Raw genomic sequence first — 14,246 nt, forward strand, 5'->3', positions numbered from 1 at the left:
TCATGGCTATCTGGCTGACCAAGGACTCGAAGGTCATCGTCCAGGGGATGACCGGTTCCGAGGGTTCCAAGCACACCCGGCGGATGCTGGCCGCCGGCACCAACGTGGTCGGTGGCGTCAACCCGCGCAAGGCGGGCCAGACTGTCGACTTCGACGGCACCGAGCTGCCGGTCTTCGCGTCCGTCGCGGACGCGATGGCCGAGACCGGGGCCGACGTCACGGTCATCTTCGTGCCGCCGCAGTTCACCAAGGCCGCCGTGGTCGAGGCGATCGACGCCGCGATCCCGCTGGCCGTGGTGATCACCGAGGGCGTTCCGGTGCACGACACCGCGTCGTTCTGGGCGTACAACGTGGCGCAGGGCGAGCGGACCCGGATCATCGGGCCGAACTGCCCGGGCATCGCCTCGCCGGGCGCGTCCAACGCCGGCATCATCCCGGCCGACATCACCGGCTCCGGCCGGATCGGCCTGGTCAGCAAGAGCGGCACGCTGACCTACCAGATGATGTACGAGCTGCGCGACATCGGCTTCTCCACCTGCGTCGGCATCGGCGGTGACCCGATCATCGGGACCACCCACATCGACGCCCTCGCGGCGTTCGAGGCCGACCCGGAGACCGACGCCATCGTCATGATCGGTGAGATCGGTGGCGACGCCGAGGAGCGGGCCGCCGAGTTCATCAAGGCCAACGTCACCAAGCCGGTGGTCGGCTACATCGCCGGCTTCACCGCTCCGCCGGGCAAGACCATGGGTCACGCCGGGGCGATCATCTCCGGCTCGGCCGGCACCGCCGAGGCGAAGCAGGCGGCACTGGAGGCCGTCGGCGTCAAGGTCGGCAAGACGCCGACCGAGACCGCGAAGCTGATGCGGGAGATCATGTCCGGCAGCTGAGCCGGTCAGGCAACACGAAGGGGGTCGACCGTCACGGTCGACCCCCTTCGGCGTACGCGCGCTCCGCGCTGGTCAGTCGTTGTTCCAGAACGGGTAGTTGCCGGTCGAGCGCAGGATCGCCCCGCCGATGATGTTGATCACGCCGAGCGCGATGGCGAGGTAACCGAGCAGCGGCGACTGCCCGTACCGCCGGGCGTCGCGGATGGACAGGTAGCCGAAGACGATGCCGAAGATGCCGCAGCAGATCAGCCCCAGCACGATGCCCAGCACGCCCCAGAGGGTGGTTCGGTCGCGTCCCTGGGCCGGTGGTGGTGGGGGAGGCGGGTATGGCGTCGTCACAGCGTCCTCCGAGCGGTCATGGGCGACGTGCCGGCCCGGACCGCGACCGGCGGGCCCGTCCGGGGTGGCGGGACTCGCGCCCCCTCAGGGCCGAGGCTAGACCGGCCCGGGTGGGCAGGACGTCGGTTCGGTGAACTCGCCGACCTTAGGAGGGGTTAACGGACTGCCACCGCCCGCGCGACGTGCCAGAGTAGAGCGGATGTCCCCCGTCACCCCTGACCGTCCCAGCCGTCCCGGCGGTGTGAGCGCCGACGACCGGCCGGTCGACCGTGCCGCACCGGCCCGGCGGGTGCCCGCGCCCCGCGCGGGCGGGTCGCCGCGCGGGCGGGCGCCGTTGCCCGTCGCTGCCGGGGTGGCCGCCTGCTGGGCCGCCCTCACCTCGTACCTGCCGGTCGCCATCGTGCTCGGCCTGGTGCAGCTCGGCGCGGATGGCACCACAGTGACCGGCGCCCTGCGCACCGCGCTGGCCGGCTGGCTGCTCGGGCACGGCGTGCCGTTGCACACCGAGACCGGGCCGCTCGGGCTCGCCCCGCTGGCGCTGACAGTGCTCGCGCTCTGGCGGCTGACCCGCGCCGGCGTGCACGTCAGCCGCGCGATCGGTGCTCGCGACACCCGCTCACCGCGCCGGGCACTGCTCGCCGCGGTCGCGGTCGGTGTGGCGTACGCGCTGCTCGGCGCGCTCGCGGCGGTGCTGGTCGGCACGGGTGGGCCGAATGTGTCGCTGATCCGGGCGGGCGCCACGTTCGCGGCGGTCGGCACACTCGCCGCGCTGGTCGGCGCGGTCCGGATCACCGCCGTGACCCGGCTGCTCGTCACCCGGCTTCCGGGCCCGGTGCGCGACGGCGTTCGCACCGGCCTGGTGGCCGGGCTGCTGCTGCTCGGCGCGGGCGCGGGCGCGGCCGGCCTGGCGGTGGCCACCGGCGGCGGCGACGCTGCCGACATGATCGGGGCGTACCGGACCGGGGTCGCCGGGCAGGCCGGCATCACCCTGGTCAGCGTCGCCTACGCGCCCAACGCGGCGGTCTGGTCGACCAGTTACCTGCTCGGGCCGGGGTTCGCGGTCGGGACCGACACCGCGGTCCGTACCAGCGAGGTGTCGGTCGGCGCGCTGCCGGCCGTTCCGCTGCTCGCTGGCCTGCCGCGCGGCCCGGTGGACGGCTTCGGCGCCCTGCTGCTCGCGGTGCCGGTGCTGGCCGGGATGGTCGCCGGTTGGCTGCTCGCCCGGCGGGTGGCCCGACTCGCCGCGCCGGAGCGGGCTGCGCAGCGCTGGGCCGAGTTGCTGGCGCCGGCGGTGCTGGCCGGGCCGGTGGCCGGGGTGGTGCTCGGTGCGGCCGCGGCGGTCTCCGGCGGGCCGCTCGGCGCCGGTCGGCTGTCCCAGGTCGGGCCGGTGGGCTGGCAGGTCGGGGCGGTGGCGGCCGGTGTCATCGCGGTCGGCGCGTTGCTCGGCGCCGCCGCCACCCGGGCGCTGACCCGCGGGCCCGCACAGTAGAGCCCCAGCCACCCGGGCGCTGACCTGGCGACCCGCGCGGTAGACGAGCGCGGGGCGCCCCGGGCGAACCCGGAGCGCCCCGTCGAATCCGAGCCCGTCAGGGCTGGGTGGGCAGGTTGACCTGCGCCACGACGCTCAGGATGAGCAGCAGGATGCCCAGCCCGACGCCGACCGCGCCGCAGATCAGACCGGCCTTGGCCTGGCCGGCGTTGTTTGCCTGCCCCTGGGCCACCTTCTGCTTGGCGAGGTAGCCGGTCACGATGCCCGCGATGCCGACCGGGATGCCCAGGTACAGGCAGCAGACCAGCGGAATCGACGCGATACCGAGGATCATCGACACCAGGCCGAGGGTGTTGTTCTGCCCCTGTGCCTGCGGGTACCCGGCGTTCGGGTAGGTCGGGCCGGCGCCGTACGGGGGCTGCTGCTGTGCGTACGGGTCCTGGTACGGCGGCTGCTGACCGTACGGCTGCCCCGAGGTGGGCTGCTGACCGTACGGGGCCTGCGGCGCGGCGTACGGGTCCTGCGGCTGCTGACCGTACGGCTGGCCGGAGGTGGGCTGCTGGCCGTACGGGGCTGCCGGCGGCTGGGGAGCGGTCGGGTCCTGGTTGGGCTGCTGGCCGTACGGGTCCTGACCGGGGTTACCGGGCTGCATTCGAGAAGCTCCTTGGACTGGTTCCGTCAGTTGGTGCTCTTGTTTCCATCCATGATCGCGGTCAGTCCTCCCAAAGCCCAGTACAGCAACAGGACGACATGTCTCCCAAAGCAGGCAAACGGGCCCTTGTCGACCGCTTCGTGTGCCGGATCAGGGGCGGTGTGTGGGCCGGTGCGGCGTTCGACCCGAGCGAGCGGCAGCGTACCGGGTCGACGCACGTCGGCACCGTCGAAGATCGGCGCGCCGCCCAGCCGGAGGGCGTCCCTGACCTGCCCGATAGGGTGGCCCGGTGACCGAGCCCGCGCCTGTCGCCCGCATCGTCGTCCTCATCTCCGGCTCCGGGAGCAACCTTCAGTCGCTGCTGGATGCCGCCGCCGACCCCGCGTACGGCGCACAGGTCGTCGCGGTCGGCGCGGACCGCGACGGCATCGCGGGCCTGGACCGGGCCGAGGCGGCGGGGGTGCCGACCTTCGTCGAACGGGTCCGCGACCACGACACCCGGGAGGACTGGGACCGCGCGCTCACCGCGCACGTCGCGAAGCACCAACCCGACCTGGTCATCTCCGCCGGTTTCCTCAAGCTGGTCGGTCCGCAGTTCCTCGCCGCCTTCGGCGACCGCTACCTGAACACGCACAACACGCTGCTGCCGGCGTTTCCCGGCATCCACGGCCCGCGTGACGCACTCGCCTACGGCGTGAAGCTCACGGGGGCCACCCTCTTCTTCGTCGACGCCGGCATGGACACCGGGCCGATCGTCGCGCAGGTAGCGGTGCCGGTGCTGGACGACGACGACGTCGACACGCTCACCGAGCGCATCAAGGAAGCCGAGCGACGCCAGCTCGTCGAGCAGGTCGGTCGGCTGGTCCGCGAAGGCTGGACCATCACCGGAAGGAAGGTCACGGTTCCGTGAGTCCCACTCAGGACGGGCGCCGCCCGATCAGGCGGGCGCTGGTCAGCGTCTACGACAAGACCGGGCTGGTCGAGCTGGCTCAGGCCCTGCACTCGGCCGGCGTGGAGATCGTGTCCACCGGCAGCACGGCGGGCACCATCGCCGCCGCCGGGGTGCCGGTCACGCCGGTGGAGACGGTGACCGGGTTCCCCGAGGTGCTCGACGGCCGGGTGAAGACCCTGCACCCGAAGGTGCACGCGGGTCTCCTCGCGGACCTGCGCAAGGACACGCACGTGGCGCAGCTGGACGAGCTGGGCGTGGCGGCGTTCGACCTGCTGGTCTCCAACCTCTACCCCTTCCAGGCGACCGTCGCCTCCGGCGCCGACGTCGAGGAGTGCGTGGAGCAGATCGACATCGGTGGCCCGGCCATGGTGCGGGCCGCCGCCAAGAACCACGCCTCGGTCGCCGTGCTCACCGACCCGGCCGGTTACCCGGCGCTGCTCGGCGCGCTCAGCGAGGGTGGCTTCACAGTGGCCCAGCGTCGTGCGCTGGCCGCCCGGGCGTTCGCCGACATCGCCGAGTACGACGTCGCGGTGGCCCAGTGGTGCGCCCGAGAGCTGGCACCCGCCGACGACTGGTGGCCGCAGTTCGCGGGGCTGGCGCTGCGCAGGTCGACAGCACTGCGCTACGGCGAGAACCCGCACCAGCCCGCCGCGCTCTACACCGACCCGGACGCCCCGGCCGGGCTGGCCCAGGCCGAGCAGCTGCACGGCAAGGAGATGTCCTACAACAACTACGTCGACGCCGACGCCGCCTGGCGGGCCGCGAACGACTTCGCCGACCAGCCGGCGGTGGCGATCATCAAGCACGCCAACCCGTGCGGCATCGCGATCGGCGCGGACGTCGCCGAGGCGCACCGCCGGGCGCACGCCTGCGACCCGGTGTCGGCGTACGGCGGTGTCATCGCGGTCAACCGGTCGGTCTCGGTTGAGCTGGCCCGGCAGGTCGCCGAGATCTTCACCGAGGTGGTGGTCGCCCCCGGTTTCGACGAGGGCGCGGTCGAGGTGTTGCAGGGCAAGAAGAACATCCGGCTGCTGCGGGCACCGGCCTGGAAGCCGGCGCTGGTGGAGTTGCGGCCGGTGACCGGTGGCGTGCTGGCCCAGGTCGCCGACCGGGTGAACGCCCCCGGCGACGACCCGGCGAGTTGGCAGTTGGCGACCGGCGAGGCCGCCGACGAGGAGTTGCTGCGGGACCTCGCGTTCGCCTGGCGGGCGGTCCGCGCGGTGAAGAGCAACGCGATCCTGCTCGCCAAGGACGGCGCCACCGTCGGCGTGGGCATGGGTCAGGTCAACCGGGTCGACTCGGCGCAGCTCGCGGTCAGCCGCGCCGGCGCCGACCGGGCCCGCGGCTCGGTCGCCGCCTCGGACGCGTTCTTCCCGTTCGCCGACGGCCCGCAGATCCTCATCGACGCCGGCGTCCGCGCCATCGTGCAGCCCGGCGGCTCCATCCGCGACGAAGAAGTCATCGAAGCGGCCAAAAAGGCAAACGTAACGATGTACCTAACCGGTACCCGCCACTTCTTCCACTAACCCCACCGGGGCCAGACCCCGTCGATCATGAAGTTATTGCCCTGCACGTCGGCGTGTCAGGGCAATAACTTCATGATCAACAGCAGGGGTCTGGGCCGGTCAGGCCGGGGTGGGGCGGAGTTCGGCGAAGTGGCAGGCGGACGGGTGGGGGTCCGCCGCTCTCGGGACCGTTGCCGGGTCTTCGACGGCGCAGACTTCCTGGGCCTTCCAGCAGCGGGTCCGGAAATGGCACCCGCTCGGCGGGTCGGCCGGGCTGGGCACATCGCCGACCAGCCGGATCATGTTGCGCTGGTCGCGGGCCTCCGGGTCCGGCACTGGCACGGCAGAGAGCAGAGCCTGGGTGTACGGGTGGGTGGCCCGCTCGTAGATCTCGTCCTCGGTGCCGATCTCGACGATCCGACCGAGGTACATCACCGCGACGCGGTCGGCGATGTGCCGCACCACGGACAGGTCGTGCGCGATGAAGATGTACGAGAGCCCCAGCTCGCCCTGTAGCTGCTTGAGCAGGTTGATCACCTGGGCCTGGATGGAGACGTCGAGCGCCGACACCGGCTCGTCGCAGACGATCACCTCGGGCTTCAGCGCGAGGGCGCGGGCGATGCCGATGCGCTGACGCTGACCGCCGGAGAACTGGTGCGGGTACCGGTTGATGTGCTCCGGGTTGAGCCCGACCAGGTCCAACAGCTCCTGGACCCGCTTGGCCTTGCTGCCCTTCGGCGCGGCATCCGGGTGGATCTCGAACGGCTCGCCGATGATGTCGCCGACGGTCATCCGCGGGTTCAGCGAGGTGTACGGGTCCTGCATCACCATCTGCATGTTGCGGCGCAGCCGGCGCAGCTCACCCCCGGAAGCCTTGAACAGGTCCTTGCCCTCCAGGGTGGCGCGTCCGGAGGTGGGCGTCTCCAGCCGCATCAGCAGCCGGGCGAGGGTGGACTTGCCGCAGCCGGACTCGCCGACCACGCCGAGCGTCTCGCCCCGACGCAGCTCGAAGCTCACCCCGTCGACGGCCTTCACCGCTCCGATCTGCCGCTGGAACAGCACACCCTGAGTGATCGGGAAGTGCTTCACCAGGTTGTCGACGGAGAGGATGGTCTCGCCGCGGACCTTGGTGGGGTTAGCGGGCGACGCTGTCATCACGGACCTCCTGCGCGAAGTGGCAAGCGCTGGTCCGGCCGTCGCCGAGGACCAGGTCGTGCGGCACCTCGTCCACGCAGACCTGCTGGACGTAGGGGCACCGGGGGTGGAACGGGCAGCCGGACGGGATGCGCATCAGGTTCGGCGGCAACCCCTTGATCGTCGACAGTTCCTGGCCGCGAACGTCCAGGCGCGGGATCGACTCCAACAACCCCTTGGTGTACGGGTGGGCGGGCGCCTTGTAGAGCGAGCGGACGTCGGCGTGCTCGACGATCCGGCCGGCGTACATGACCGCGATCCGGTCCGCGACACCGGCGACCACACCCAGGTCGTGGGTGATCAGGATCATCGCCATGTTGAGTTCCCGGCGTAGGTCGGCCAGCAGATCCATGATCTGGGCCTGCACTGTCACGTCGAGGGCCGTGGTGGGCTCGTCGGCGATCAGCACCTTCGGGTCCAGCGCCAACGCCATGGCGATCATGACGCGCTGCCGCATGCCGCCGGAGAACTGGTGCGGGTAGTCGCCGATCCGCTTGGCGGCACCCGGGATCTTGACCAGATCCATCAGTTCGACTGCACGACGTCGAGCGTCGGCTCGGGACATGCCGGCGCGCTGGCGCAGCGTCTCACCGATCTGCCAGCCGACCGGGAAGACCGGGTTGAGGGCGGAGAGCGCGTCCTGGAAGATCATCGCGATCTCCTTGCCGCGTACCTGCCGGCGCTGCTCCTCGGAGCGGGTGAGCAGGTCCTCACCCTGGTAGAGGATCTGGCCGGAGCGGACGAACGCGGGCGGGGTGTCCAGGATGCCCATGATCGCCTGGGCGGTGACCGACTTACCCGAGCCGGATTCGCCGAGCACGGCAAGGGTCTCGCCGGCGTCCAGGTGGTACGACACACCGTTGATCACCCGGGCGACGCCCTCGTTGGTGCGGAACTCGACGTGCAGGTCCCGCAGCTCCAGCAGGTGGCCGCCCTCGGGGGTGGCAGAGGCGGGAGTTGGATTGACGGTCATGGTGTTCTCACCGCAGCTTCGGGTCGAAGGCGTCACGGATCGCGTCGCCGAGCATGATGAACGCCAGCACGGTCAGCGCCAGGAAGGCCGACGGGACGATCAACGGGGTGGCCGCCTCCCGCATGTGGATCCGGCCGGTGTCGATGTCCTGCCCCCACGAGATGGTGGGCGCCTTCAGGCCGATGCCGAGGAAGGAGAGCGTCGCCTCGGCCGCGATGAACGAGCCGAGCGCGATGGTCAGTACGACGATGGCCGGGGCCAGCGAGTTCGGCAGGATGTGCCGCCACATGATCCGGCTGTTGCCGGCGCCGAGCATCCGGGCCGCCGCGACGTAGTCCTGCTCCTTGGCGGTGATCACCGAGGATCGGACCACGCGGGCGGCGGTGGTCCAGCCGAGGAGGGCCAACACGAAGACGACGGCGCCGATCCGAGCCGCCTGGCTGTCACTGGACACCCGCTTGAGCAGCACGATCGCGGCCAGCAGCAGCGGAATGCCGAGCACCACGTCGATCACCCGGGAGAGCACCGCGTCGACCCAGCGGCCGAAGTAACCGGCCAGCATGCCGACCACCAGCGCGATGATGCCGGTGCCGAGCGCGGCGAGCGCGCCGACCAGCAACGACGCCCGGGTGCCGTAGACCGCCCGGGAGTACGTGTCGCAGCCCTGGAAGTCGTACCCGAAGATGGCCCCGCCGGACGGCCCGGCGTGCTGCCGGGAGAGCAGGCAGTCGTTCGGGTTGTTGGCGGTGAAGACCCCGGGGAGCAGCGCCATCAGGGTGAAGATGACGACCAGCGCCAGCGAGATCCAGAAGATCGGGTTGCGGCGCAGGTCGCGCCAGGCGTCTCCGGCCAGGCTGCGGGGCTTGTTCGCGGCGCCGACCTGGTTGGGTGTGCCCGGCTCCCCCGAGGGGCCACGTCGCGCGGCCTGGTTCTCGGTGGCCGCCACAGTTTCAAAATCACTCATAGCGGATCCTCGGGTCGAGTACGGCGTACAGGACGTCCACCACCAGGTTCGAGACCAGGTAGACCACGACGAGCACGCTGACGATGCCCACCACCAGGGGGCCGTCCTCGGTGCGGATGCCGCGGAAGAGGTTGAAGCCCACGCCGGGGATGTTGAAGACGCCCTCGGTGATGATCGCGCCGCTCATCAGGTTGCCCAGTTCCACACCGAGGAAGGTGACCACCGGGATCAGTGAGTTGCGCAGCACGTGGACGATGACGATGCGCCGCTTGACCAGGCCCTTGGACCGGGCGGTCCGGACGTAGTCCGCGCGCAGGTTCTCCGCCACCGAGGCCCGGGTGAGTCGTAGGGCGGTGGCCAGCGACAGCGAGCCGAGCACGATGCCCGGCAGCAGGAGCGCGTAGAACGTCGGGTCGGAGCCGGCGGTGGGTGGGAAGAGCTGCCACTTGACGCCCAGGAAGTACTGCGCCAGCGGCGCCAGCACGATCGTCGGGATGCCCAGCACCAGCAGGGTCAGCACCAGCGTCGAGTTGTCGAAGATGCTGGCCCGGCGGATGCCGGCGAGGACCCCGGCGGTGACACCGAAGATGATCGCCACGGCGAGCGCGATGAGCGCGAGCCGAACGGTGACCGGCCAGGCCTGCTGGAGGATGTCACCGATGCTCCGACCGGTGAGCGACTCGCCCAGGTTGCCCTGGAGCAGGTCCTTCACGTAGTCGAAGTAGCGGTAGAAGAAGCCGCCGACGCCCGTCTGATCCAGGTTGTACTTCTCGGTGAGGTAGGCCCGCTGCGCTGGCGTCACCGGCCGTTCGCCGGCGAGCGCCTGGATCGGGTCGCCCTGCCCGGCGAATGTCAGCGCGTAGACGATCAGGGTGGTCCCGAAGAACGCCAGGACCATCTGCAGTAGGCGCCGCAGGATGTAGCGGAACATGCTTAGCAGTCTCTCCGGAAATGTGCGAAAGGGTCGCAGGACGGCATCTCTGGTCGTACCCGAAATATCCGAGACGTGCCGTCCGGCCCGGGGGAGCCGGCGCCACCGACGCCGGGTCCGCTGCTGCGGCCCGGCCCCGGTGGCGCGGTCGGGGCCACCCGGGCATCGTCGCCCGGGTGGCCCGCACCATGGTCAGCTCAGCTGGCTGCTTCGATCTTGACGAGGTTGACCCGCTGGAACAGGTCCATCTCCACGTTCTTGACCTTGGACGAGTGGCCGAACACGTTCTCGCCGAAGCGGAGCGGGATCACCGGCATGTCCTTGGCCAGGATGTCCTCCGCCTGCTGGTACTTGGCGATCGCCTCGTCCTGCGTCTTGGCGGCGGAACCCTCCTTGACCAGCTTGTCGAACTCCGGGTTGCTGTATCCGTAGTAGTTCGACGAGCCGTTCGTGCTGTACAGCGGGCCGAGGTAGTCCTCCATGGTCGGGTAGTCCATGACCCAACCCATCCGGAACGCACCCACCGGCGTCTTCTTCTCGACCTTGGTCAGCAGGTCGGCGAACTTCGGCTCGGCCGAGCCGACCGCGTCGACGCCCAGGTTTGCCTTGAGCTGGTTGACAGTGGCGTCGACCCAGTCCTTGTGCCCGCCGTCGCCGTTGTACGAGATGACGATCTTCGACGGACCGCCGGCGGCCTGGTAGAGCTTCTTGGCCTCGGTCGGGTTGAACTCGCCTGCCTTGCCCGCGGTGTTCTCGCGGTAGCCCGGCAGGACCGGCGAGACGAAGGAACGAGCCGGCGTCTGCGAACCCTTGAAGACCGACTTGGTGATCTCGTCACGGTCGATCGCCATCGAGATGGCCTTGCGCACGTCCGGGCTGCTGTAGTCCTTGTCGAACGTCGGGAACGCGAGGAACTGGAACGACGACATCGGGCTGGTCCTGTACCGGTCGCCCAGGTCGCTCGGCGCGGTGCTCAGGCTCTCGGTCGGGATCGTGGGCAGCACGTCCAGGTTGTCCGCCAGGACGTCCGCGTAGGCCGCGGTGAGCTGCTGGTAGATCCGGAACTCGATGTTCTTGACCTTGGGCTTCTCGCCCGGGTACGCGTCGTAGCGCTCGACGTCGATCTTGCTGTCGTGCTGCCAGGCGCCCTTCATCTTGAAGGGGCCCTGCCCGATCGGCGCCTGCTCGTAGGAGTCCTTGAGCACGCCCGGAGCCGAGAACGCGGCGTCCGGCATCGGGAAGAACGCGTTGTAGCCCAGCGTCGTCTTGAAGTCGATGTACGGCTCGGAGAGCGTCGCGGTGAAGGTGAGGTCGTCGACCTTCTTCAGACCGGACATCTCCTTGGCCTTCGGCGCCTTGCCCTGCAGGTCGGCGTAACCAGCGATCTTCTCGAAGAAGAAGTTGCTGTCCTGGCCGTTCGGGGCGTACGCGCCGTAGTTCCACGCGTTGATGTAGTCCTCGGACGTGACCTTCTCACCGTTGTGGAAGGTGAAGCCGTCCTTGAGCTTGATCGTCCAGACCTTGTTGTCGGACGAGGTGATCGACTGCGCGGCGACCTCGTACGGCTTGTTCTGGGCGTCGTAGTCGACGAGCGGGCTGAACAGGCCGGCGAGCACCTGCGACCCGGACGTCTCGGTGGTGTTGGTGGGAACCAGGTGCTTCGGCTCGGCGATCTGGATGCTGACCACCGAACTGTCGCTGCCACCGGATCCACCGTCTCCGCCGCTGCCGCAGGCCGCGAGGCCCAGCGTCACCGCGAGCGGGAGGGCGGTCCAGGCGGCGAGTCTACGAACTCGCATTGAGCCTCCTCATCTCCTCACGCTGCGCAGTCAGGCCCGACGCTGGGTTACGCTGCGCAACAAGCGGTAACGGTAGGTCGGCGACGGGCCTTCGACAACGACGCGGTTGCGGGTGGGTAACGGTCCGGGGTTGCCTCTCTTGTCGAGGGCGAGTGAATCTGCTACCCCAAACCGGGTTTATCGACGTTGGCCTGCGGAAATCGCGATGGTGGGCGACGTGTTTGCCCCCGCTCGACCGTCCGGGCGCCGCCTGGGGCGGCCGTCCGGTCTCCGTGGAGCTGGTCCCGCCTGTCTGGTTCGAGCGTGATCGAACCCACAAATTGTCACCGAAGGTGACTAGCAACACCTCACGCACGGTGACTCCAGTAGCGGTCACCCACCCTGGCCCGGCCCGTCCGGTGGCCGCCCCACCGCCACAGGGCGGCGGACGGCCTGGAGCGAGGTCGTCTGATCCGCGGGCGGCGGCCGTGAGACGATCTGGTCGTGACGGCGACGCTTCTGGACGGCAAGGCAACCGCAGCGGAGATCAAGGACGAGCTGCGCATCCGGGTGAAGGCACTCGCGGAACGCGGCATCACCCCCGGGCTCGGCACGGTCCTGGTCGGTGCGGACCCGGGCAGCCAGGCGTACGTCAACGGCAAGCACCGCGACTGCGCCGAGGTGGGCATCGCCTCGATCCGCCGCGAACTGCCGGCCGACGCCACCCAACAGCAGGTCGACGACGTACTGGCCGAGCTGAACGCCGACCCGGCGTGCCACGGCTACATCGTTCAACTGCCGCTGCCGGCCCACCTCGACACCCAGCGGGTGCTTGAGTTGATCGACCCGGACAAGGACGCCGACGGTCTGCACCCGGTCAACCTGGGTCGGCTCGTGCTCGGCTACGACGGTCCGCTGCCGTGCACCCCGCGCGGCATCGTCGAGCTGCTCCGCCGGCACGACGTGGCGCTGCGCGGGGCCACCGTAGCGGTGGTCGGTCGCGGCAACACGGTTGGCCGACCGCTCGGCCTGCTGCTCACCAGGCGCAGCGAGAACGCCACTGTCACCCTCTGCCACACCGGCACGCTCGACCTCGCCTCGCACACCCGGGCCGCGGACATCGTCATCGTCGCGGCCGGCGTACCGGGTCTGCTCACCGCCGACATGATCAACCCCGGCGCGGTGGTGGTGGACGTCGGCATCACCCGCGTGATCGGCGCGGACGGCAAGGGTCGCTACACCGGCGACGTGGACCCGGAGGTGGCTGAGACGGCCGGCGCGCTGGTCCCCATGCCCGGCGGGGTGGGCCCGATGACCCGGGCCATGCTGCTCACCAACGTCGTCGAGCGTGCCGAGCGCGGCTGACCCGCACCTCGGTAGCGTCGAACCAGGACGGCGGTGACGTTCACCCCATCCCGGCGATGGCCGCCGCCCCTGGCCTGATCGGTGCCAGGATGACTGATACGGTCCGGAAAACCGACTGGTATCAGGGAGTGGGACGACCATGGGTAAGAAGGTCACTGTCGTCGGGGCTGGCTTCTACGGCTCCACCACCGCACAGCGCCTGGCCGAGTACGACGTCTTCGACACCGTAGTGATCACCGACATCGTGGAGGGCAAGCCCGCGGGCCTCGCGCTCGACCTCAACCAGTCCCGGGCCATCGAGGGCTTCGAGACCAAGGTCGTCGGCGTGACCACCGGCCCCAACGGTGAGGGCTACGAGAGCATCGAGGGCTCCGACGTCGTCGTGATCACCGCTGGTCTGCCGCGCAAGCCCGGCATGAGCCGGATGGACCTGCTGGAGACCAACGCCAAGATCGTCCGCCAGGTCGCCGAGAACGTCGCCAAGTACGCCCCGAACGCCGTCGTCATCGTGGTCTCCAACCCGCTGGACGAGATGACCGCGCTGGCCCAGCTCGCCACCCAGTTCCCGAAGAACCGGGTGCTCGGCCAGGCCGGCATGCTCGACACCGCCCGGTTCAGCAACTTCGTCGCCGAGGCGCTGAACGTGCCGGTGGCCTCGGTACGCACGCTGACCCTGGGCTCGCACGGCGACACCATGGTCCCGGTGCCGTCGAAGAGCACCGTCAACGGCAAGCCGTTGCGCGACGCCATGCCGGCCGAGCAGATCGAGGAGCTGGTCGTCAAGACCCGCAACGGTGGCGCCGAGGTGGTCGCGCTGCTCAAGACCGGTTCTGCCTACTACGCCCCGTCCGCCGCCGCGGCTCGGATGGCGAAGGCCGTCGCGGAGGACTCCGGCGAGGTCATGCCGGTCTGCGCCTGGGTTGACGGCGAGTACGGCATCTCCGGTGTCTACCTGGGTGTCGAGGCCGAGATCGGCGCCGAGGGCGTCAAGCGGGTCGTCGAGACCGACCTGGACGCCGACGAGCGTGCCAGCCTCCTGGAGGCTGCGGAAGCCGTCCGCGCCAAGCAGGGCGACATCTCCAGCATGTAGTTCCCCCCAACCACAGCACCAGCGAAGGGCGCGCCGGCAAACCCGGCGCGCCCTTCGCCGTCCAGCCCCTCCCCGCCGACCCCGGCTCCGCCCTCCCCGACTCCGCCCTCCCCGCCCCCGGTTG

Annotated in this window: 14 protein-coding genes; 7 read left to right on the top strand and 7 right to left on the bottom strand. The window is 70.2% G+C overall.

Annotation, left to right across the window (positions count from 1 at the left end; genetic code table 11):
* Positions 1–2: 2 nt before the first annotated feature.
* Positions 3–890, top strand: coding sequence for a succinate--CoA ligase subunit alpha (sucD, locus tag FB453_RS08960; protein WP_030337831.1), 888 nt, complete (start codon positions 3–5; stop codon positions 888–890).
* A 72-nt stretch (positions 891–962) separates the two neighbouring features.
* Here the strand turns inward: sucD and FB453_RS08965 are convergent, their stop codons facing one another.
* On the bottom strand, positions 963–1,229 hold the full coding sequence (locus FB453_RS08965; RefSeq protein WP_112583774.1) for a DUF4190 domain-containing protein: 267 nt from the start codon (positions 1,227–1,229) through the stop codon (positions 963–965).
* A 199-nt stretch (positions 1,230–1,428) separates the two neighbouring features.
* On the opposite strand from FB453_RS08965, the gene FB453_RS08970 reads away from it, so the two are divergent.
* Positions 1,429–2,718 carry a cell division protein PerM gene (locus FB453_RS08970; RefSeq protein WP_145789076.1) on the top strand — a complete coding sequence of 430 codons (1,290 nt, stop codon included), beginning with the start codon at positions 1,429–1,431 and terminating at the stop codon, positions 2,716–2,718.
* Between the two features lie 97 nt (positions 2,719–2,815).
* Here FB453_RS08970 and FB453_RS08975 read toward each other — a convergent pair whose 3' ends face one another.
* On the bottom strand, positions 2,816–3,370 hold the full coding sequence (locus tag FB453_RS08975; RefSeq protein WP_112583772.1) for a DUF4190 domain-containing protein: 555 nt from the start codon (positions 3,368–3,370) through the stop codon (positions 2,816–2,818).
* 98 nt (positions 3,371–3,468) lie between these two features.
* Here FB453_RS08975 and FB453_RS08980 point away from each other — a divergent pair, with 98 nt between their 5' ends.
* The 3 genes from FB453_RS08980 to purH are packed head-to-tail and all read left to right on the top strand — an operon-like array spanning position 3,469 to position 5,848.
* Positions 3,469–3,663: a hypothetical protein gene (locus tag FB453_RS08980; RefSeq protein ID WP_145789078.1), complete on the top strand. Its 195-nt coding sequence runs from the start codon at positions 3,469–3,471 to the stop codon at positions 3,661–3,663.
* Positions 3,660–4,280 (top strand): phosphoribosylglycinamide formyltransferase, encoded by a 621-nt coding sequence (purN, locus tag FB453_RS08985; RefSeq protein WP_145789080.1) that lies wholly within the window; start codon positions 3,660–3,662, stop codon positions 4,278–4,280. Before FB453_RS08980 ends, purN begins: the two co-directional genes overlap by 4 nt.
* Positions 4,277–5,848 carry a bifunctional phosphoribosylaminoimidazolecarboxamide formyltransferase/IMP cyclohydrolase gene (gene purH, locus FB453_RS08990; protein ID WP_145789082.1) on the top strand — a complete coding sequence of 524 codons (1,572 nt, stop codon included), beginning with the start codon at positions 4,277–4,279 and terminating at the stop codon, positions 5,846–5,848. Before purN ends, purH begins: the two co-directional genes overlap by 4 nt.
* A 99-nt stretch (positions 5,849–5,947) precedes the next feature.
* Here the strand turns inward: purH and FB453_RS08995 are convergent, their stop codons facing one another.
* From FB453_RS08995 to FB453_RS09015, 5 genes are all read right to left on the bottom strand, one after another.
* The gene (locus tag FB453_RS08995) at positions 5,948–6,982 is read right to left on the bottom strand and encodes an ABC transporter ATP-binding protein (protein ID WP_112583769.1); all 1,035 of its coding nucleotides are present in this window, start codon (positions 6,980–6,982) and stop codon (positions 5,948–5,950) included.
* Complete coding sequence (locus FB453_RS09000; protein ID WP_112583768.1) at positions 6,963–7,994, bottom strand: ABC transporter ATP-binding protein; 1,032 nt, start codon at positions 7,992–7,994, stop codon at positions 6,963–6,965. The genes FB453_RS08995 and FB453_RS09000 overlap by 20 nt, the downstream gene beginning before the upstream one ends.
* 7 nt (positions 7,995–8,001) lie before the next feature.
* On the bottom strand, positions 8,002–8,958 hold the full coding sequence (locus tag FB453_RS09005; RefSeq protein ID WP_145789084.1) for an ABC transporter permease: 957 nt from the start codon (positions 8,956–8,958) through the stop codon (positions 8,002–8,004).
* Complete coding sequence (locus tag FB453_RS09010) at positions 8,951–9,889, bottom strand: ABC transporter permease (RefSeq protein WP_112583767.1); 939 nt, start codon at positions 9,887–9,889, stop codon at positions 8,951–8,953. The genes FB453_RS09005 and FB453_RS09010 overlap by 8 nt, the downstream gene beginning before the upstream one ends.
* Before the next feature lie 197 nt (positions 9,890–10,086).
* Entirely contained in the window at positions 10,087–11,688 is a 1,602-nt protein-coding gene (locus FB453_RS09015) for a peptide ABC transporter substrate-binding protein (protein WP_112675764.1), read from the bottom strand.
* A gap of 483 nt (positions 11,689–12,171) precedes the next feature.
* Here FB453_RS09015 and FB453_RS09020 point away from each other — a divergent pair, with 483 nt between their 5' ends.
* Together FB453_RS09020 and FB453_RS09025 are read left to right on the top strand one after the other, a co-directional pair.
* On the top strand, positions 12,172–13,032 hold the full coding sequence (locus tag FB453_RS09020) for a bifunctional methylenetetrahydrofolate dehydrogenase/methenyltetrahydrofolate cyclohydrolase (protein ID WP_088950132.1): 861 nt from the start codon (positions 12,172–12,174) through the stop codon (positions 13,030–13,032).
* A gap of 139 nt (positions 13,033–13,171) precedes the next feature.
* Complete coding sequence (locus FB453_RS09025) at positions 13,172–14,122, top strand: malate dehydrogenase (RefSeq protein ID WP_112583765.1); 951 nt, start codon at positions 13,172–13,174, stop codon at positions 14,120–14,122.
* Positions 14,123–14,246 lie beyond the last annotated feature (124 nt).

This window comes from Micromonospora sp. CNZ322 (assembly GCF_007827755.1).